Annotated in this window: 19 protein-coding genes and 1 pseudogene; 5 read left to right on the forward strand and 15 right to left on the reverse strand. The window is 59.2% G+C overall.

Translation table 11 applies throughout. From position 1 onward, the window contains the following. Window positions 1-1,038, forward strand: a complete 1,038-nt coding sequence (locus KPL81_RS03255) for a GGDEF domain-containing protein (RefSeq protein WP_219790671.1) — start codon at window positions 1-3, stop codon at window positions 1,036-1,038. A 103-nt stretch (window positions 1,039-1,141) separates the two neighbouring features. Here KPL81_RS03255 and KPL81_RS03260 read toward each other — a convergent pair whose 3' ends face one another. From KPL81_RS03260 to KPL81_RS03280, 5 genes are all read right to left on the reverse strand, one after another. Then, window positions 1,142-1,282, reverse strand: a complete 141-nt coding sequence (locus KPL81_RS03260) for a hypothetical protein (RefSeq protein ID WP_219790672.1) — start codon at window positions 1,280-1,282, stop codon at window positions 1,142-1,144. 1,043 nt (window positions 1,283-2,325) lie between these two features. Further along, window positions 2,326-3,021 (reverse strand): FadR/GntR family transcriptional regulator, encoded by a 696-nt coding sequence (locus KPL81_RS03265; protein WP_219790673.1) that lies wholly within the window; start codon window positions 3,019-3,021, stop codon window positions 2,326-2,328. Between the two features lie 163 nt (window positions 3,022-3,184). Beyond that, window positions 3,185-4,702: a tripartite tricarboxylate transporter permease gene (locus tag KPL81_RS03270; RefSeq protein ID WP_240549022.1), complete on the reverse strand. Its 1,518-nt coding sequence runs from the start codon at window positions 4,700-4,702 to the stop codon at window positions 3,185-3,187. Then, on the reverse strand, window positions 4,702-5,172 hold the full coding sequence (locus KPL81_RS03275; RefSeq protein WP_219790674.1) for a tripartite tricarboxylate transporter TctB family protein: 471 nt from the start codon (window positions 5,170-5,172) through the stop codon (window positions 4,702-4,704). The genes KPL81_RS03270 and KPL81_RS03275 overlap by 1 nt, the downstream gene beginning before the upstream one ends. A gap of 87 nt (window positions 5,173-5,259) precedes the next feature. Then, complete coding sequence (locus tag KPL81_RS03280) at window positions 5,260-6,225, reverse strand: Bug family tripartite tricarboxylate transporter substrate binding protein (RefSeq protein ID WP_219790675.1); 966 nt, start codon at window positions 6,223-6,225, stop codon at window positions 5,260-5,262. A gap of 449 nt (window positions 6,226-6,674) precedes the next feature. Here KPL81_RS03280 and KPL81_RS03285 point away from each other — a divergent pair, with 449 nt between their 5' ends. Then, window positions 6,675-7,451: an SDR family NAD(P)-dependent oxidoreductase gene (locus tag KPL81_RS03285; protein WP_219790676.1), complete on the forward strand. Its 777-nt coding sequence runs from the start codon at window positions 6,675-6,677 to the stop codon at window positions 7,449-7,451. A 209-nt stretch (window positions 7,452-7,660) separates the two neighbouring features. After that, window positions 7,661-9,241 (forward strand): aldehyde dehydrogenase (NADP(+)), encoded by a 1,581-nt coding sequence (locus KPL81_RS03290; protein ID WP_219790677.1) that lies wholly within the window; start codon window positions 7,661-7,663, stop codon window positions 9,239-9,241. A 523-nt stretch (window positions 9,242-9,764) separates the two neighbouring features. Here KPL81_RS03290 and KPL81_RS03295 read toward each other — a convergent pair. The 10 genes and pseudogenes from KPL81_RS03295 to KPL81_RS20555 all read right to left on the reverse strand — a co-directional run bounded on the left by KPL81_RS03295 (window position 9,765) and on the right by KPL81_RS20555 (window position 17,974). Beyond that, the gene (locus tag KPL81_RS03295) at window positions 9,765-11,291 is read right to left on the reverse strand and encodes a tripartite tricarboxylate transporter permease (RefSeq protein WP_219790678.1); all 1,527 of its coding nucleotides are present in this window, start codon (window positions 11,289-11,291) and stop codon (window positions 9,765-9,767) included. Between the two features lie 62 nt (window positions 11,292-11,353). Next, a complete protein-coding gene (locus KPL81_RS03300; protein WP_219790679.1) occupies window positions 11,354-11,875 on the reverse strand; it encodes a tripartite tricarboxylate transporter TctB family protein in 522 nt (173 codons plus the stop codon). Window positions 11,876-12,056: 181 nt separating this feature from the next. Further along, window positions 12,057-13,064: a Bug family tripartite tricarboxylate transporter substrate binding protein gene (locus tag KPL81_RS03305; RefSeq protein WP_219790680.1), complete on the reverse strand. Its 1,008-nt coding sequence runs from the start codon at window positions 13,062-13,064 to the stop codon at window positions 12,057-12,059. Window positions 13,065-13,117: 53 nt separating this feature from the next. Further along, window positions 13,118-13,864: a ribonuclease activity regulator RraA gene (locus KPL81_RS03310; RefSeq protein WP_219790681.1), complete on the reverse strand. Its 747-nt coding sequence runs from the start codon at window positions 13,862-13,864 to the stop codon at window positions 13,118-13,120. Between the two features lie 584 nt (window positions 13,865-14,448). Next, a pseudogene (locus KPL81_RS03315) lies at window positions 14,449-14,886 on the reverse strand (JAB domain-containing protein). 11 nt (window positions 14,887-14,897) lie between these two features. Further along, window positions 14,898-15,509 carry a lambda exonuclease family protein gene (locus KPL81_RS03320; RefSeq protein ID WP_219790682.1) on the reverse strand — a complete coding sequence of 204 codons (612 nt, stop codon included), beginning with the start codon at window positions 15,507-15,509 and terminating at the stop codon, window positions 14,898-14,900. 113 nt (window positions 15,510-15,622) lie between these two features. After that, window positions 15,623-16,411, reverse strand: coding sequence for an ERF family protein (locus KPL81_RS03325; RefSeq protein ID WP_219790683.1), 789 nt, complete (start codon window positions 16,409-16,411; stop codon window positions 15,623-15,625). 11 nt (window positions 16,412-16,422) lie between these two features. Then, a complete protein-coding gene (locus KPL81_RS03330) occupies window positions 16,423-16,608 on the reverse strand; it encodes a hypothetical protein (RefSeq protein ID WP_219790684.1) in 186 nt (61 codons plus the stop codon). 113 nt (window positions 16,609-16,721) lie between these two features. Then, entirely contained in the window at window positions 16,722-17,690 is a 969-nt protein-coding gene (locus KPL81_RS03335; protein WP_219790685.1) for a DUF932 domain-containing protein, read from the reverse strand. A 104-nt stretch (window positions 17,691-17,794) separates the two neighbouring features. Beyond that, window positions 17,795-17,974 (reverse strand): hypothetical protein, encoded by a 180-nt coding sequence (locus KPL81_RS20555; RefSeq protein ID WP_240549024.1) that lies wholly within the window; start codon window positions 17,972-17,974, stop codon window positions 17,795-17,797. A gap of 609 nt (window positions 17,975-18,583) precedes the next feature. Between KPL81_RS20555 and KPL81_RS03345 the strand changes: the two genes are divergently transcribed. Continuing rightward, window positions 18,584-19,270, forward strand: coding sequence for a YagK/YfjJ domain-containing protein (locus KPL81_RS03345; protein WP_219790687.1), 687 nt, complete (start codon window positions 18,584-18,586; stop codon window positions 19,268-19,270). Between the two features lie 182 nt (window positions 19,271-19,452). After that, window positions 19,453-19,806 carry a helix-turn-helix domain-containing protein gene (locus tag KPL81_RS03350; protein WP_219790688.1) on the forward strand — a complete coding sequence of 118 codons (354 nt, stop codon included), beginning with the start codon at window positions 19,453-19,455 and terminating at the stop codon, window positions 19,804-19,806. Window positions 19,807-19,881: the final 75 nt, after the last annotated feature.

Genomic DNA, 19,881 nt, shown 5'->3' on the forward strand with positions numbered 1-19,881 from the left:
TTGGGCACGGATCACCTGATAGCGCATTTCGAGCGCCGGTTTCTGTACGCCACTTCGATCCTGGCGCTGCTCCTCTCGCTCCTGATGGCGGTGATGCTTGCTCAGCTACGAGCGATCACACGAAGTGCACAAGCGCATGAGCGGATCAGGCAAAGCCAGCAATCTACTCAAGCCGTGCTGAATTCGGTGTCCTTAGCCATCGCAATCCTTTCCTCCCAGGGAGTGATCGTCAGTGTCAACGCCGCCTGGCGACGCTTGGCGCAGGAATATGGATCAAAAGACGCGGACGGCTTTGTCGGCCAGAACTACTTAGCGATCTGTTATAGCGCCCAGGATGAGACCATGGAAAGGGTTGATTCTCTTGCGGAGGGCCTCTCCGCTGTTCTTGCGGGTAAGCGTCTTGCGTTCGAGCACATCTACTCGCTCCCTGGCTCAGAAGGTGAGCGCTGGTATCGTATGAAGGTGCTCACCATGAGCGACAACAGTGGTCGCGTGGTCGTGAGCCACGAGTTGATTACGGCCCTCAAGCGTGCCGAAGCGGCTCTGAGGACTGCAGCGTACACGGATCACCTCACGGGCCTGAACAACCGACGCGTGCTGAGCGAGGCAGCCGAAAGGCATCTAGCTAACGCTCACCGCCACCAGCTTCCGCTCTCGGTCATGATGCTCGACTGCGACCACTTCAAGCAGATCAACGATACCTTCGGGCACGCTGGCGGCGACGAAGTGCTGCGCTCGCTCGCCCAGGTCATGCGTGACACCAGTCGAACTGGTGACATTCTGGCTCGCTTCGGCGGAGAAGAGTTCGTTGCCGTGCTGCCCCACACAACATCAGAAGGTGCGGCAGCCCTGGCCGAACGCTTACGCCAGGCAGGGGAGCATGCGCTGACTCCACACGAGGGCTCCCATATCACTTTCACCGTCAGCATCGGCGTGGCGAGCCTGCAGCCAGGGATGAGTTTCGGTGAACTCCTGAAACACGCAGACGACGCTCTCTACAGGGCCAAAGCCAACGGTCGAAATCGTGTAGCGACGTAGGAGCGTGCCGACATGACCAACTCCAGGGGCATGATTCTGGCCAGGTTGCGGGCAGCGTTGTGGCGATTTTGCGTCAAGACTTGGTTAGTACATGCCGCGTACGTCACGCTACCAGCTCGCGGGCTTGCAGCAGCTTCAGCCGGCCGGTGTCGAATGCACTAGGGTCGGGGTAATACACGTTCCCGAGGATAACCGCCTCAAGAACGATGGTGTGCCCCACCGCCACTACATCGATCCCACTCACCGGCGTGGTGTCCTGGCGGGCGATGCGCCGGCGCCCCCACTAGCTGGTGCATCAACGCCAGGTTCGCGGCTTACCGTGCGAACCTGTCCGGTCCGTCCGGTTAGTCAGCCCTACCGATCCCGCCTCCAGACTAGACGGAGCCAGTGCCAGCCGGCTTCAACATTATCCGACATTAAATCGGCACCTTCGGCACCTCGAAACCGCTCAACCAAGCGAGTCTTCATGTGGTACAGCTGACGGTCAAGTGTACGAGAAAAATAACGGCTGGACGGGACTCTGCGCCTCCTCAAGTCTAGTAGCCGCCACTTAGCTTAATTTAAACGAAGAAGCCAAGGCCTTCCACTCAGGCAGGGGCGCTGTGCCCCTCAAGCTGACCGTTAGGAGGGAGTACAACACCCGTTGGTAAACCAGCCACAGCTGCAACGCACACCGACAAGCGGTCACTTTGCAGGGAGTATCGAGAGTCGTGCAAATATCTCGTCGGTAGTCGTAGGTATCACGGAGGTCATGGGAATGACGATCCGGGCATACCAGTTGGTGCTATGACGACTGCGCGTCAGGTTAGTTCCGAAGGGCATGTCAGATTTTGAGGGTGGATCACCAAAGTGCTACACCTTAGGGTCTGAAGATTGTATGCTACCGGCGGCCAGGATTCAAACCCTGGATTCATAGAATAACCGCAGCACTTTGGGCACTTTCCGATAAACCAACCAGTTCTTCTCTTACACTGGTTACACGGAGCGTGGTTTCGCTGCTATCTGCGAACAAACTGCGGCCACATTGGGTCGATTACTGCAACAAATAGGCGTCCGCTGCGTAGGCAGCAGTACTGGTTCGTAAGCATGCCCAACAACCTCATTGAACCGTAACCGAAAACTTTACCATTATCTCTGGTCAATTTTTGGAAATATCTTGTTGGCCCTGTCAAGCAGCAATCCTAGGCGATTGCTCTGCATAGTCCAAAAAGCATACTTGCGCGTATTCAGAATTCATCGTTAATATGCTCAGCTCCTGATATCCCTATCATACCAGATAGTGTCAAACTACTGAGTGCCTTCGAACATCCGGTGGCGGGCGTTGTCGATATGCGAGCGCATCGCGGCCTCTGCCCGCTCGCCATCTTTGTCGCAGATAGCCTGCACGATGGCCAAGTGTTCATCTTGCACCATCCGTAACCGTTCCTGGGACGCCATCAACGATAGGCCCCGGGTCAGGTTCATGCCTTCCTTTATGCTCTCGTTAAGCGATTTCATTACTGTGATGTAGTAATGGTTGTTAGCCGCCTCTGTGATCGCTAGGTGAAAGCGGTAGTCCTCGTCAGTTGCCAGATCTTGTCGGGCATTGGCTTCGTCAATGATATCGTAGCACCGACGAATCTGATCAAGTTGCTCCGGAGTGCGCCGCAGCGCCGCCAGATGTGCCGCTCGCGCTTCGACGTTGGTGCGAAATTCAAAGCAGCGCTGGATATCGGCAATGCTGGAAATCGGCGCAAACTTGAGCACGGCACTGTCGGGTTGACGGATCACGAAGCTGCCTGAGCCCCGCCGGGACACCACCAGTTCGTCCTCCTTGAGCCGCGCCAGGGCGTCACGCAGCACCGGTCGGGAGACTTCATAGCGCTGGCAAAGCTGCGCCTCGGTCGGCAGCTTCTTGTTGACTGGATACTGACCTTCGATGATCGCTTCAAGAATCTTTTCGTAGACCACCAACGCCAGTGAAAACTTCTCGTCTTGTGCCATCCTGCCATGCTCCGGTTTTGTGTTACCCAAAGACCACCCCGAGGCGGTACATCACTTTTACCACTGCAAAAAACGCCCCGTCTTGGTCCTGTTGACCACAGAGGGGCGCCTTTGGCATTTTGTGACAGCTTTTTGTGCTGACTCGATACCCCATACCGCTGGGCTAGGAGGCCTCGGCCTCAACCTTAGCGCTCTTACCGGCCTTACGTTCCTTCCAGATGCTATTGGCGATGATCAGGGTCCAAGTCAGAATCGCCAGCCCCGCCAGCACCATGGCGATGGGTCGATCGACAAAGGCCATCAGGTCGCCGTCGGACTTGAGAATCGAACGCATGAAACTGCTTTCAATAATCGGGCCGAGAATAAACGCCAGAATCAGTGGACCCAGCGGGAAATCGTTTTCCATCAAAAAAACACCGACCAGCCCAAGGCCAAGCATCACCCAGACGTCGAACATGCTGTTGTTGGCGGAGAAGGCACCCACAATACAAAACATCAAGATCAATGGGTAGAGAACCCCGGTGGGCACCGCCAGCAGCCTGCCTGCACCCTTGATGGCCATCAGACCCAGCGGCAGCAGCAGCAGGTTGGCCAACACGAACACCATAAAGATGGCATTGACCAGCGCGCCTTGCTCGGTAAAAACGTCAGGCCCCGGGGTGATGCCCTTGGTGGTCAACACGCCGATGATGATGGCAGTCACGGTATCCCCGGGGATGCCAAACACCAGTGCGGGGATATAGGCGCCGGATAGGGCCGCATTGTTGGCGGCGCTTGCCGAGACCAGCCCTTCCGGGTGGCCGGTGCCATACTTCTGCGGCTCCCGGGAAAGCTTGCGGCTGATGGCATAGTTGATCCAGGACGCGATATCCGCTCCGGCCCCCGGCAGTGCGCCGATCATAGTGCCGAGGAGTCCGCCCCGAGCGACCCCGCCTTTGTAGCGCCAGATGGTACTGGCTGCGCCATCGAGCGGCTTGCCCATGGGGGTCTCCACCCGTGATGAGCGCTGTCCCACAGTGGGCAGGCTACGCAGCAATTCGGTGATGGCGAACAGTCCGATCAAGACTGGCAGCAGCGAAATGCCGGCGAGCAGGTCGTAACTGCCCATGGTGAAACGCACCTGGCCGGACACGCTGTCCATGCCGACCATGGCCAGCGACAGACCGATCAACATCGAGATGGCACCCTTGAGCGGATCACCGCCAGCCACAAGAATAGCGCAGGACAGGCCAAGCAAGGCCAGCCAGAAGTATTCGTCGCTAGTGAACTGCAGGGCGAATTCGGCGATACGCGGGGCGAACAACGCCAGCACCGCAACTCCGATGATGCCGCCCAGCATCGAGCAGGTGACGTTGATACCTAGTGCCAGGCCAAGCTTGCCCTTCTTGCCCATCAAATAGGCTTCATCGGCATAGACCGCCGAGGCCGGGGTGCCCGGCATACGCAGCAACGCGCCGGGGATGTCGCCGGCGACGATGGCCATGGCGGTGGCGGAGACGATGGCTGCGATGGCCGGCAGCGGCTCCATGAAAAAAGTCACCGGCACCAGCAAGGCAGTAGCCATGGTGGCGGTTAGGCCCGGGATCGCGCCCATGAACAGCCCGAACAGAGAGGCTGCGATGATCACCAGGATCACCTCCCCGTTGAGCACCATAGAAGCGGCTTGCATCAGTTCGTTCATTAGTAGAGCACCTGTTCAAGCAGCCCTGGTTCCAGCGGCACATGCAAGAGCTGGGCAAACAGCATCCAGACCGCCGTCGTGGCCACCACCGCGATCAATAAGGCACGGCCCCAGCCACGACGGTGATAGGCGCGGAACAGCAGCGTCAACAGCGTCACCGCGACGAGGGGGAAGCCTACCAACGGCGTCAGCACCACGTAGACGACGACGCTCGTCACCACCGCAGCCAGTGCCAGCAGAAACGGACGTCCGGCCACCTTGGATGACCAGCGAACCCATGCCTGTCGCTGCCTGAGCCCTTTGATCACCAGAAGCCCACCCATCAATAACAGCAGGGCTCCCACTACCTTGGGGAAGGTGCCGGCGCCATAAACCTGGCGTGGCAACGGGCTCAAGTCCGCGGAAGCAACAATGAGGGCGGCCCCGAGGGCCGCCGCTATAGTTCCCGATACCGCATCACATGTGCGCATGATGACTATCTCCCGGGCGTTGCAACGCCTCAGTCAATGCGCCGAGGACATGGCGCTTTATCGGGCGTATTACAGTGCCTGCGCCTGTCACTGAGCCAGGCCAAGCTTATCGATGATGGATTCATTGTTTGCATCCTGCTCGGCCATAAACGCCTCGAAGCCTTCCGGGCCTTCCCACACGGCACCGAAGCCACGGCCTTCCATAAAGGACTGGAAGTTCTCGGAGTTCCACACCGCCTCGGCGGCGCTAAGCAGACGCTCGGAGACGTTTTTGGGCAGCCCCTCAGGACCAACCAGGCCACGCCAGGAACCGTGGGACCACTCGTCTTCAGTCACTTCCTTGGCTGCCGGTATGTTGGGAAAGGCATCCTGGCGCTCATTAGCCAGCACGGCCAGCGTGCGAACACGACCGGACTCGCGCATGGATTCGACTTCAGGAAGCGACGAGAACACGATGTCTACCCCACCGGCCGCCAATTCTTGCAGCCCCGGAGCCGCGCCCTCGCTGGGTACAAGACTGACCGTATTGGGATCAATGCCCTGCTGGTCGAGGAAGCCGGCAAAGGACAGATGATAGGCAGCTCCCGGCGCAGACCCGGAGACAGTATACTCATTGGGTGAGTCAGCGATATCGGAGAGCGCCTCGTCCAGAGTCTGCCAGGGCGAATCGGCGTTCACAGTGAAGGATGCGTAATCCAAGTTGAGCAGCGCGATCGGCGTGAAGTCCTCGTAGGACAGATCGGCGGTACCGATATGCTGGTAAGTAGCGATCTCGGCAGTACCCAAACCCAGGGTATAGCCATCGGGACGCGCCATCTTCATCGCCATGTGCCCCACAACGCCGGAGCCACCTGTACGGTTAACCACGTTGACCGGCTGCCCCAGCTCCTCTTGCAGGCCGGCGGCAAACTGCCGGCCCACGGCGTCAGTACCGCCACCGGCAGACCAGGGGACGATCAGAGTGATGGGCTTGGAAGGATAGTCGTCACCGACAGCAACTGTGGAGGTGGCAACCAGCAAGGAAGCGCAAAGCAGGCGCGGAAGGGTTCGCATGAGTTATCTCTCTTGTAGTCGAGCGTTTGAGAAACCGGTCAAGGCCAACGAGCCCCGCTACCGGAGGGAACGCTTGCAAGAGTGCCTTTACGGCATCAAGCATACAAGTTATTACAACTTATACTTTATGCTAATTCCGCGTGAAACAGGCTCATCATGCTGCAGGTGCGAAAAACTTAAGCGGCGAGAGAGAATGAAATTATTAAATGAAATCATACATTTATAATATCTTATTGCATCGTGAATGTCGGTTGAAAGGTAGCCCTACAGAATCATCCCCGCAGCAAAAAACCAAAGAATCACACTTATTTGTCATTATTTGTTTGAAGTCGACCAGACCCTAGGCTAAGGTTGAGCGCACATACACAGGCTGGTCGCGCTGCGCCCCCCCCACCATCAACCCCCATGATGCGGCCTGCTGCAGGCCCGATTTTGTTCAGGAGCACTCTATGTTCGCCGACCTAAACCACAAGACCGTTCTTATCACCGGCTCCACCAAGGGCATCGGTCGCGCCGCCGCGGTGGCCTTCGCTCGCGAGGGCGCCATTGTCGGCATCAACAGCCACCAGAAGGACGAAGCTGCAAAGGATCTGATCGCGCAGCTGGAAGCTGAAGGAGCCCGCTTTGCTTACTACGAGCGCGACCTCAAGAAGAGCGGCGAATGCGAAGCGCTGGTTAAGGCCTTCGTCGAGCAGTTCGGCAGCCTCGATGTGCTGGTCAACAATGCAGGTGGCCTCGGTGTGCGCAAGGGACTCGAGTCCCTCGAGGACGATGACTTCAACCTAGTGATGGACCTGAACCTGCGTTCAGTGATCATGACTACCCGCTTCGCCATGCCGCACCTGAAGGCCTCCGCCGAGGAGCGTGGCGAGACCGCCAGCGTCATCAGCACCGGCTCCATCGCCGGTCGCGAAGGCGGCGGCTTAGGCGCCTCTCTGTACGGCGGCTCCAAGGCCATGCTGCACAACCTGCACCGCAACTGGGTGAAGGAGTTCACCAAAGACAACGTGCGCTTCAACATCGTCGCCCCGGGCACCATCGACACCGCCTTTCACGCCGACAAGAGCCCCGAGCTGATGGAGAAGATCGCATCCACCATCGCCATGGGTCGCGTCGGTACCTCCGAGGAGGTCGCACCGTCCTTCCTGTTCCTGGCCTCCCACGCCGCCAGCGGCTACATCACCGGCCAGGTAATCGACGTCAACGGCGGCCAAATGTGCCCCTGAGGCATATCGTACGGACCCCGGCCGACGGCGTAACGGCTATGGCGACGCCTGCCCGTGAATCCCGAGCGACCGGCTTGTCTCCGGTCGCTTTGCTGTCCGCCCCATTGCTCGGCATTCTCGCAATGCCTTGTTGTCCCCGGCTCCATTTTTGTCACTCCCCTACCGAACACCATCCACCACCTATCATCCCTATTATCAGGAGACCCCTCATGACACTTGAAGGCCATCATTTGATCGGCTTCACATCGCAGGGCGGTTCTAACGACGCCAGCGGCATATCGGCAGTTAACCCCGCCTCCGGCGATACCCTCGCCCCCCAGTACCCGATGGCTGGCCAGGCCGAGGTAGAACTCGCCTGTCAGTTGGCCGAGGACGCCTTCCTGCCCTACCGTCGACTGACCCCGGCCGAGCGCGCGACCTTTCTCGAGGCCGCGGCCGACAATATCGATGCCCTCGGCGACACCCTGACCGCGCGCGCTATGGCCGAGACTGGATTGCCCAAGGCGCGCCTTGAAGGCGAGCGCGGCCGCACCTGCGATCAGCTCAGGCTGTTCGCCGAGGTTCTGCGTAGCGGTGACTACCTGGATGTGCGCGTCGAGGATGCCCTGCCCGGGCGCACACCCATGCCGCGTCCGTCACTCGCCCAGCAGCAGGTGCCGCTGGGCCCGGTGGCGGTATTTGGCGCCAGCAACTTTCCGCTGGCGTTCTCGGCGGCCGGCGGTGATACCGCAGCCGCATTGGCCGCGGGCTGCCCGGTGATCGTCAAGGCTCACTCCGCCCACCCCGGCACCTCCGAGCTGGTCGGGCGCGCGGTCCAACAGGCGGCCCGGAGCTGCCACATGCCGGAGGGCGTATTCTCGCTGCTCTACGGCAGCGGCAGCGAGCTCGGTCAGGCGCTGGTCAAGGACCCGCGCATCCAGGCGGTGGGCTTCACTGGCTCACGCAATGGCGGCACCGCCCTGCTGCGCACCGCCCAGGCACGCCCGCTACCGATCCCTGTCTATGCTGAGATGAGCAGCATCAACCCGGTACTGCTGCTGCCGCAGCAACTGGAGGCCAACGCTGAGGCCCTGGGTGACGCTTTCGTCGCCTCGCTGACCATGGGCGCCGGTCAATTCTGCACCAATCCCGGGCTGATCCTGGCGCTATCCAGCACAGCACTAGAGCGCTTCGTCGAGCAGGCCAGCGGGGCGGTGCGCGAAGCCGAGCCCCAGCTGATGCTGACCCCGGGCATCCACGCCGCCTATCAGCAGGGCGTGGCGCAACTCGCCGACCAGCCGGACGTCTCTCTTGTCGCCAAGGGCAAGGCCACCGATCAACTCGCCTGCCCTTGCCAGCCACACCTGTTCCGCACCACCGCCAATGCCTTCATCGGCAATGACGCCCTGCACGACGAGGTGTTCGGCGCCTGCGCGCTGGTCGTGGAGTGCGACTCGGTGGCCCAGATACAGCAGGTGCTGACAGCCTTGGAAGGCCAGCTGACCGCCACGGTGCACCTCGAGGAGGCTGACTATCAACTTGCTGACCAGCTGATGCCGCTACTCGAGCGTCGTGCCGGCCGCATCCTGTTCAACGGCTGGCCCACCGGCGTCGAGGTATGCCACTCCATGGTTCACGGCGGCCCCTGGCCCTCGACTTCCGACTCTCGCACCACTTCGGTGGGAAGCGCCGCGATCCAGCGCTTCCTGCGCCCAGTGTGCTACCAATCGCTTCCGGAGGCGCTGGCCCCAGACAGCCTCAAGGCCGACAACCCCCTCGGCCTGCCCCGGCAAGTGAACGGCAAGCGCTAGCTAGGGGCACCTTGGACAACAGTGCCAGGAAATACCCCTCCTTGGCTCGCCACCCTACACGACAAGGCCCTCACCACCGGTGAGGGCCTTTGTTGTGGCCTTCGTCGTTCAGCACTTCTTTCCCAGCTCGGCCTGCCGTGCATGCCCCTGGTGCTGGTCTAGTGTGTGGCATAAAGGCTGCGTACGAGCCAGGGGACGAACCTAAGGCCCCGTCTTTCGATTCAACCGCTCACAAGCGGTACGCTCTAGAAGAGCAGTCGCGGTCCTGATGAATTGTCCGTCATAGGCACCGGCAACATCACTCCTGCCGGGGAAGCTCGAGAAATCTGATTCGATGATAGGTTTCATGGAAGACTGGCGACTTAGCGGATCGTGAAAAGCCCGGTGGTCGGTGTCAAGTCATCCTAACGATCACGACCTAACACTCGAACGTTATAATCGCGAACCCAAAAAAGGCGCCTGACCATGGCGGTATGCCGTGGACCAGGCGCCAGCATTTCGTTCTATTGATCGTTTACCGGCCTCAGGTGGCGCTTTCACTCTTCAACTGCACCGGCTTACGAATTGCCAGGAAGTAGACGAAAATTCCGGTCAGCACGATGAAGAACAGGCTGTCGGGCTGGGTCACGAAGACTGTCAGATCGCCGTTGGACAGCGTCAGGGAACGACGCAGATACTCCTCCAGGCCTGGACCGAGGATAAAGCCTAACAGCAGGGTCACCACCGGATAGCCGTACTTTCTTAGGTAGAAAGCCAGCACTCCCATGGCCAGCGCCATCATCATCTGGAAGGTCGAGTAGGTCGCCACGTAGCTGCCCACCACCGCTAGCATGGCGATAGAGCCGAACAGCACGTCGCGACGAATGCGCACGATCCGGATGAAGTAAGGCCCCAGCAAGTACATGGTAAGCGGGATCAAAATCAGCGCGCTGAAGATCAATGCTGCCAGCATCGGCGCGATCAAGCCGGCCTGGGATTCCATCAGCTGGGGCCCCGGCTGGATACCATTGATCACCAAAACGCCGAGCACGATGGCAGTGATCGGGTCCCCCGGAATACCGAAGGTCAGCATCGGTACCAGAGCACCGCCACAGACCGCGTTGTTGGCGCTTTCCGCTGCCGCGATGCCCTGAGGGTTGCCCTTGCCGAAACTGTCAGGCTCACGGGAGGTCCTTACCGCTTCCACGTAGGCCAGAAAGCCGCCCATGGAGCCTCCGGCGCCGGGCAGTGTCCCCACTAGATAGCCGATGATAGAAGACTTCAGGTAGCAGGCCGCACCGATGCTCCGGATCGCCGAACGCGACGGGATGAAGTCGCGGCGGCGAATCTTCGCCACTTTCTTTAGCTTCTCGCGGATGCGCTTGGCCTCGTTGTTCTCGGCCAGCTGGGTCAACAGCTCACTGATGGCGAAGGTGCCGATGATCACCGGCATCAGGTCGATCCCCGCCGCCAGCTCCCCCAGGCCGAAGCTGAACCTGGCCACCGGCACCATGGCATCTAGCCCCACCGTGGCCAGCATCAGGCCAAGACAGGCGGCGATGGCAGCACGGCGGACATTGCCTCTCTGGGCGATGACGATCACGATCAACGCGAACAGAATCAGCGCGCACTTGCCGGTGGTCTGCACCAGCAGCGACAGATCGGCGATCAAGGGCGCCAGCAGTACCAGCAGTACCGCACCGAATACCCCGCCGATCATCGAACCAAAGGAGGCATGCCCAAGCGCCAGGGGCCCCTCGCCACGCTGCTGCATCGGGTAGCCCTCCAGCGCCGTCATCATCGACGAGGGAGCACCGGGAATATTGATGGTGGTGGCGGTGATGCTGCCACCGCACATGCCGGCCATGTAGATGCTGGCACAGGCCATCAGCGCTGTGGTCACATCCAGACTGTAGGTCAGCGGTAACAAGAGGGCCAGCGCTAGGGTCGCAGTCAGGCCAGGAATAGCAGAAAAAACGGTGCCGATCAAAAAACCGGCTACCACATAGAACAATACCGTGGGATTGAGCAGCAGGCCGAAGCTCGCCACCACCTGTGTCAGAAAGTCCATGGGTCACCCCCGGAATATCGCCCTGCGGAGATCACCGAGCGGGTTGCATCAGTCGTCATGGCTCACCCCCACAGTGTCGGTAGACGGACGTTGAAGACCTGGTTGAACAGCACGAAGCCCACCGCGGTGATGGCAAGCGCGATCGCAACCTTACTCAGCCATTTACCAAGCCCCGAAAACAGCAACATCACCCCCAGCACATAAACCAGGGTCGACAGCGTATAGCCCAGCCACTGAAACACTAGCACGTAGACAAGTGTAGCCAGCATCAGGGTTAGCTCCGGCGAGAAGCGACGACCAGAGGCGTTGCCCTCCTTCGTATCGGCGTCGACAGATGCATCGGCCAGAGTATTGGCCCCAGTACCGCGCACAGAGGACCACCACTGCAGGGCACAGAGTACCGTTGCCAGCATGCCGATAAGCAACGGGAAGAAAGACGGAGTCAACTTGCCAGCCTCGAGGGGTGGGCCCATCGCCAGGCCACCGATCAAGTAGCCCAGCGCCAGTAGCGCCAGTACCCCATGGAACCGGGCCGTCCCGGTGCCTAGCGCACGCGCCAGAAGGGAAGAAGATGAACGAGACATGCGAAACCTCTCTCGGCCTCTGCACATTGGAGACCGACAACACAGTGATCTAGGGAGGAGTGGATCGTTGTCGGAGATCAGTGGATCCGGACAGAAGCGCCTTTAAGCGCCAAGCGCCCTGCTCGGTTAATCCCTTACCATCGGCGAGAGGCCCCGCCGATGGCCCTGACCTCCTTTGGGCTTACAAGTTCAGCTCATCCATCGCTTCAAAGGTCCGCTCCTGATAGCTATCGATCCACTCGTTGACTTCCTCGCTACCGAGCCAGCCTGGGGTGACACCGATAATGGTAACCCATTGCTGGAACTCGTCGCTCTGGTAGGCCTCGTGGTAGGCCGACTCCAGAGTTGCGATGGCGTCTTCCGGCGTGTTGGCGGGCGCCGCCAGCACGATAAAGCTACCGGTTTCGAGCTCCACGCCGAACTCGGAAATCGGCGGAACATCGGGATAGGCGGGATTCTGAGAGTCGGACAGCTCGACCACGCCCAGCGCGTCACCGGATGACAGGATTCCAGAGAAGTCACCTAGGCTCGAGATGGCGGCGTCAATCTCGCCGGATAGCAGCGCCTCGGCCTCGGCAGTGGAAGAGCCAGGGTAAGAGATCACATTGAAGCTCACCCCGGTGGCCGCCTCCAGGCGACGCACGGCCAGGTAGGGACCGGAGCCTTGGGGCGCCACACCGATGCGCACCGTGCCAGGATTCTCCTTGGCCGCCTCGATCAGTTCCTCGTAGGAAGAATAGCCGGACTGCTTGGACACTACGATGGCGTCAGCCTCCTGGGTGACGCGAGCGAAGGGTTCGAGCTCTTCCAGCGAGTAGCCCGGCACCATGTTGCCCCGCGGCAGGGTGACAACGCTGTCGTAGGTCAACACACCGATGGTATGACCATCAGGACGCGCCTTGGCCAGCTGCATCAGGCCGGTAGCGGTCACTGCGCCGCCGATGTTCTCGACGTAGATTGAGGTGGGCAGGGACTGCTCGGCCAGGTTGCTGATCTTGCGTGAGATGGCATCGGCACCACCACCGGCGGGCCAAGGTACGATCATGCGAATATCACGCTGAGGAAAGTCTGCCTGGACAGCAGGCACAGCTACCACTGCGGCCAGCACCGCACCGGCAAGAGTCGCCCCGGTCGCACCTTTGACGAGGCGCTGGCGCAGGGCGGCGTTGAAGGGGTTGAGAGCAAACATGACGGCTCCTTACAACATTGATTGTGATTGGGTAGTATCGAGGCGGCGCTCTTTCAGCCGCGGGACTCCTGCTGGCGCAGGTAAGCCTGGTATTCCTCCTGGGCCTGTTCATTGGGAGGATATAGACCGATGACCGCCGCGCCCGCGTTGACCTTTTCCAGCACGTAGGCTTCAAAGGCCTCCATGCCGCTAGCTTCCTCGGCGATTTCGTCGGCCAGTTCCAGCGGCACCACGATGACACCGTCGCCGTCACCGACGAGCACATCGCCGGGATAGACCGGCACACCACCGCACCCGATGGGCTGCTGAATATCCACCGCATGGTGTTTGGTCAGGTTGGTCGGCGCGCTAGGCTTGGTGCAGAACACCGGCATGGACATGGTTTCGGCGTATTCGGAGTCACGTACCCCCGCATCCGACACGAAACCCGCACATTCGCGCACTTGGAGGCGGGTCAGTAGGATGCTCCCAGCGCTGGCGGCACTGGCGTCCTGACGACAGTCGGACACCAGCACGCGGCCCGGGGGCACGCTCTCCACCGCCAAACGCTGGGGGTGCTCCGGATCACGGAAGGCGGCGACCACATCCAGATCCTCCCGAGCCGGGATATAGCGCAAGGTATAGGCCTGCCCCACCATCTTGACCTGGCTGGTGTTCATGCGGCCGACATTCTGGATATACGTGTTCTTCAATCCCCGCTTGTGCAGCAGGGTATGCAGCGACGCTGTAGACGCCCGCATCAGGCGCACGCGGGTCAGGTTGGACAGCTCTGCATGGGGGTATTCGTTGATGATGCTCATGGCTCCGCCTATAGCTGGCAACTAGGTTCCTTGGGTGGCGGGATCACTATAGGAAGCCACGGGCGACACTTCAAACAACTTTTTACAAATTTTGCGAATAGATGCAGGCGACTGACTCAAAGAAACATCCGGACAGAATCAGATTAATATATTTTTTTATTTAAAATCATCGACTTAATCTTAAATACACATACCTGCTTGGCCACGGAACCAACCCCTTAGACATAGGTATAAGAAGCGAATATTTGTATATTCTCCATAACAAGAGCGCAAGGCAGGAGGTGAACACCCCGCAGGCGTCAGAGTATCTCCGCCTGGTACGAAGCATAACCGACCACCACGACAAGCTATGTACCGGCTAGCAGGAACAGGTCGCAACAAGGGCTGGTAATTGGCTTACAAGGCCAATACCGCCAAGCGCAGACACCCTAGCAATGACCAGAAGCACTCTATCCCTCATCAAAAAAACCCTACAGCCCACCGGTGCTGCCCCAAAGGGCAGCACCGGTGCTCTGATGTGTCCAGCTTTAGTCCCTCGTCCTTCAAATTGCCCCGTTATACGATCGCTGCCAACTACGGTGTGGTTAATGTCCCGTACACCCACCAGCCCAACGCCTCCCTATGGCGCTCGGTGATGCGCTGATCGTCCTCGCTGGGCTTGGGGTCACCGGAAGGTGGTTGTGTGCGAAGATGACAGCGGCGGTGTTATGCGTCAGTGCACGCTTGACGACTTCCCGAGGCTAGACGCTGGTCGAGTCGATGGTACCGCGGAACAGCTCCTCGAAGCTGATCACGCGGTGTTGGCTGTCAAGGAAGATGGCACCGAATAAATCATGCTCGTGGTCCTGCAACAGAATCTGCAGGTACTCGAAGGCCAGCGCCGGCTGGGTGATCTTGCGTCCCCGGGCCAGACGGCGACGGGCGAAAGCCTTGGCGATGCTCAAAAGTTCCGCTTCGGTGACGGTGTCGGTGATTCGGTAGGTGCCGGCGGTCTCGCCGGCATGCAGTTTGCGATGGTTCATGATGTATCTCCTCAAGCAGCCATGACCATGGCCATGCGGCGCTCCATTTCCTCGTAGAACGCCTCGACCCGTTCGGCGATGGTGCTGATCAGCGCCTCGTCCCGATAGGCGCGCTTGACGAACAGCGGCATACCCGGCCAGTAGCTGACGAAGTCGATCCACTCCCGTTCGCTGACCCACAGGCCTCCCTGGCATTGCGCCACGTGCTCCTGGGGCAGCTCTCCCTCGAGCAGCAGCTCGATCTGGTACTTGGGCAGCTTGGTCTTGATCTCGGCCAACCCCTGGCTGTCCACGAGGCAGTCGGGCGAGTAACCCACCCCGTGGTTGAGAATGATGCCCACCTGCTCGAGGCGTGGCAGGCCAGTCGCTTCCTGATAGAGCTCCCGGGCCACCGGTTCCAGTGCATGGCCGCGTTGGGTGTGGGCATTGCCCTGGAAGGCATTCGAGGGCTCGCCGGTGATGCGCTCGCCGATCAACTGATGCATGTAGCTCAGAGCCCCGGCGCCGAAGCCTTCCGGCCCTTTGCCCTGGACCAGTAATGTCTTCAGCTCGGACATGGTGACGATACCGAGGCGTGCGGCATGCCACTCGGGCGTGCCCTGTTGCAGTGTCAGGATCTGCATGACGAACCTCCTTCAAGACACCACGGCATAGCGGCGAGGGAGAGCCCTCGCCGGTATATGCAGGCATCATGGATTGAGTGATGGTGGTAGGGGGAAATGGGTTCTGTGGTCGTTCAGTGAGGTTGACGCTTAGGCACGGCGCGTTTCTGCAAAGAGGCACACAGCTTATCGAAGTCGCTGCGCGGCACCTGCGCCACGTCGCCGTACTTGCCGACGAACCACTCCTGGGTAGTCACAGGGCAGGCATTGATCAACTGCTTGAGTTGACTCGCCTGAAACGGCGTGACCACCTTCACCGGGAGTGCAGCGCCATGACCATTGTCGTCCTGCCCGCGGGTGGTGATGTTGAGCAATGCGCACAGCACGTAGCGCTTGCCATAGCTGGTCGAGGATCCGAAGGCTTGTACGGCATTCTTGCTGCCGCTGGTATCGGCCGGCAACAGCATGCTGGTCTCCTCGCGGTGACCGTCTTTGTGCATCAGCACGCCGGTCACCTGGATGCCGCGCTCTTGGGTCTGAATACGGAAGCTCACCGCGAAGCCGTGCTGCTTCATGATCGGCCGCACGGTGTCGACGATATCCTCCAGGGTGGCGTAGGCGCCGTTATTGCCCTGTCCACGCTCGGCGATGCTCGGCAGCTCCGTCTGCATAGCCGCCATGGCGGCGCTGTAAGCCATCAGCGCCTGGCGGTCGAGCACGCGCTCCTGCATCTGCAGCAGGCGCTCCATCTTGTCGATGTCGACCTCGGGATTGAGGGCGGCACGCTCAATCACCTGAATGATCGCGGTGCTTTCCTGAAGCGGTGATGTCGGGACCGGTACCGCCTCGGTGACCGGGGCCTTGCGGGTAGCCGGAGCCCGGCAGTTGGTCTTGCTACGTGAGGGTTGGCTGGGTGTGGTCATGTGACCTCCTTTTACTGGTAGTGCTTGAAGACATCCTGAAGCTGATCGGCAGGCACCGGCTCCAGCGACACGACCACGCGAAACACCCGGCCATGGGCCATCACGTGGGTCTGGGCTTGCTTCTCGCCAGCGCCGAGCAGTTGACGAGTCAGCTGCGTCAGCGCCCGACAGGCCTCCAGTGAGAGGGGCAGTGGCATGGGACCTCCAGATTCAAAAACGCCCGACCTGGTGGGGTCGGGCGCTATGCCGTGAAAGGGAAATTTCAACCTGCTGGACTGGACCGCAAGGGATCCGTCATGTCAGGTGAGGCTCAGGCCACCAGGGCCATGGCGGACTCAAGCGCCTTGTCCTTGAGACTCGCTCCCTGGCCAAACCAGGCGGAGTCCATGCGGTAGTCGTTGCTGCGCGCCCGCTTCTCGTGGTCGACGTACTCGGTGATGGCGTTCAGCAGCCCCCAGGCGGTGCCCTGCGCCGTGCACAGCTGCGAGCCTCGCCCCTCGCTGTGGTAGAGCTTCTGAACCCGATTGAGGGCACGGTAGTTAGGCAGCTTGGAAGGATCGTCCAGCGGTTCCTCGGTGTTGCAGATCACCGCCTGGAAGTAGGTCTTCACTTCCTCCTGACTGACCTTGCGCTCGGCCAGGGTTTTCATGCAGTACATGAAGTCGTCCCACTGCGAGACCGAGATGCCCAGCTGCTGCTTGACCCGCTTCGGATTGAACTCGGTGCTGTGGGGTACCTTCACCCCCTGGCTCATGCCATCCACGGCAATGGTCAGGGTGTTGTTACAGACCACCCGCACCGAGGTGGGTGTGGCCACGGTGGACAGCGACCCGTCACAGGAGGTCGCCAGCAGCAGATAGGCGTTGACCTGATCCTGCCCCTTCAGCGCCGTGCCCAGGCCGCTACGGGCCAGGGCCCAGAACTTGCGGCCGCCCTTGAGCACCCCGGCGGTCTCCAGCTCGTAGCCGGCGTACTCGGTCAAGTCACGGTAGAACTCCAGCACCTCCTCCGGCTGAACCACCTTGTAACGCTGCGAGACCACCGACAGCGGCGCCCGGGTATCGGAACGGTAGAGCACCTTCTGCTCCGGGAAGGAGTGGATGCTGCCCAGATGCCCGGCGCCATCGGCGATGAAGCGTACCGGGGACTCCTCGATATGCCAGTCCATGCCCGCCTGCTGCCGCCACACCTCCAGCGGTTGATGACGCGAAAGTTGCTGCCCGAGGCCATGCCAGGGGGTGTCGCCGACGTAAGCCATCTGTTCGATCTGATGTGCCATGGGTATTGCTCCTTGATTGTCGAGATCACGGCATAGCAGCCCGCCACCTAAGGGCAGCGGGCCATGCGCGCGCGAGTTGAGGGAAACAGGGATGAGCGTAGGGGTCAGTCCACCACGGGACGGAAAGAGTGGCCGCAGTCGCGGCACAGATGGTTGTCGAGCACCTTGTCGTCAAGCTGTGCGCCGAGACGTGCGCCGGTGACGCCGCCAGCGGCGCAGCCAATCAGGCCGCCCAGGACGGCGCCGGTGATGCTCCCGACACTGATACCAATAGGACCGGCCATTGCTCCTACGATGGCGCCAGTCTTGGCACCGCTGAAGGCACCAGCCGATCCTGAAGCCATGCCGGCGGCAGCGCCGGTAACACCGCATACCTTGCGGCCGTGATGTCGAACAATGACGTGATGTGAGCCACAGCTTGGGCAGCTTGTGGACATGGGAGTACCTCCATGATGAACACTGAGAACCCAGTCGTTTGGGGCTTCATCGTGGTAGTACAGGGCTGAGATTTTTTTGAATCGTGTCCAGCGAATGGCCCTGGTGTATTTTTCTACACCCACAATCAATGCAATGAGCAGGTAATATAAATCAAGAGCAAATCTTTAAGAATTAAGTAAGAGCAGGCCTAGATTTTTTATGAATTCCCAAGTAAACCGCGGCACACTTACTGCACAAGCTTTAGGATATCGTTAATATATACATTTAGCAACTCCCACCAAAAACTAATAAATTACGACATGGAAATATCGACAAATAGACCGATCTATCTAGAAAGATTTAATTAAACGCAATGATCTCACAACACTAATCAAAACCCATTAAATCCGAAAAACGTTTTGGTGAGCCTTTAGGGGAAAATCGCCAGCATGGAATAATGACAAGGAGGCATAGGGATGTCTTATCAGAAAAAACGGTCTACAGAGAACACCAATCATACTCTTCACTACGCACCAACGTTTGAGCCCGAGCCTGGCGTATCCCTCCCTGTCCTGACAGAGAAAGGGCCTTTAGTAACAAGCTACCTGGACACGCTGTACAGGGTGGTTAAAGATGCCATGAATGATCATGGCCGAGTGCTCCTTGTGCGATGCGACCTTTACTGCCCCAGAGAGATGCCACTTTCTGACAACGCACATACCAATGAGTTTGCAGATAAATTCATTGCCTCAGTCAAGAGCAAGGTTAAAGCGGACATGCGCCGTAAGAAAAGCCCTCACAAGCCAGCTGTCCGCTTTGTAATGGCACGAGAGTACAGCACATGCAACCGGCCACACTATCACCTGGCGCTGCTTCTTAATGGACACGCTTATCGCGCACTGGGAACATTTGACTATAACGGAGACAATCTCTTTTGGAAGATTGCAGAAGCGTGGGCGAGCGCATGGAATATACCGGTTGAAATGGCGATGACTAGAGTTTATTACCGTTGGGGAAAGCGTGGCGTCTCAGTATATCGGCTAAACCCAGAAGATAACTATGTAAATTTTCCTGCTGCATTCCAACGTTGCAGCTACTTGTGCAAGGCTGCTACTAAGCGCTTCGGAAATGGCTCCAGGGGGCTACTCTCTAGCAAATCTTAAGAATTGAAATTTAGTACACCTTATATTTATTATATGGAACATTACGGCAGTCACGGGAAAAAGCAGGGTTTTACGCTGGCCGACGACTAATGCCGGATTTTAGAATCCGTTTCACTACACAAAACTATTAACCTGCCTTCAATTAGAACTGTTCATTTTTAATCACCAATAAGGAGTTATCCATGCACCCCTTCCGTTTCCGGACAGACACCAACCGTATCTTCACAGGCCCCGCTCGGACAAGTGTAAGACCATCTAACAGCCCATTACCTTGGCAGGATCGTACCAATGCTAAGGACGAAAGCCAACGGCGACTTGATGTGATGGAGCGAGATGAACCCAAGCGACGGCTGATCCGGGATGCCAAGGCGCTGGCCAAAATCCGTAAGATTACCCAGGCACAGATGGCCGAGGAGATGGGAGTGCCGCATCGCACACTGGAAGAATGGCTGCAGTTCCGGCGAATGCCGAAATCACCGGGCACGACGCTAATCCGCCGGTGGGTCGACACCCACCGGAGCAAAACAACTGGATGACTTGCCGAGGAAATACCCCTGAATCACGTAAAAACATGGCTTTTATGGCAAAAAAATCACTCAAGACATCCAGCC

The sequence above is a fragment of the Billgrantia antri genome (assembly GCF_019430905.1).
In the GTDB taxonomy this organism is placed as follows: domain Bacteria; phylum Pseudomonadota; class Gammaproteobacteria; order Pseudomonadales; family Halomonadaceae; genus Halomonas; species Halomonas antri.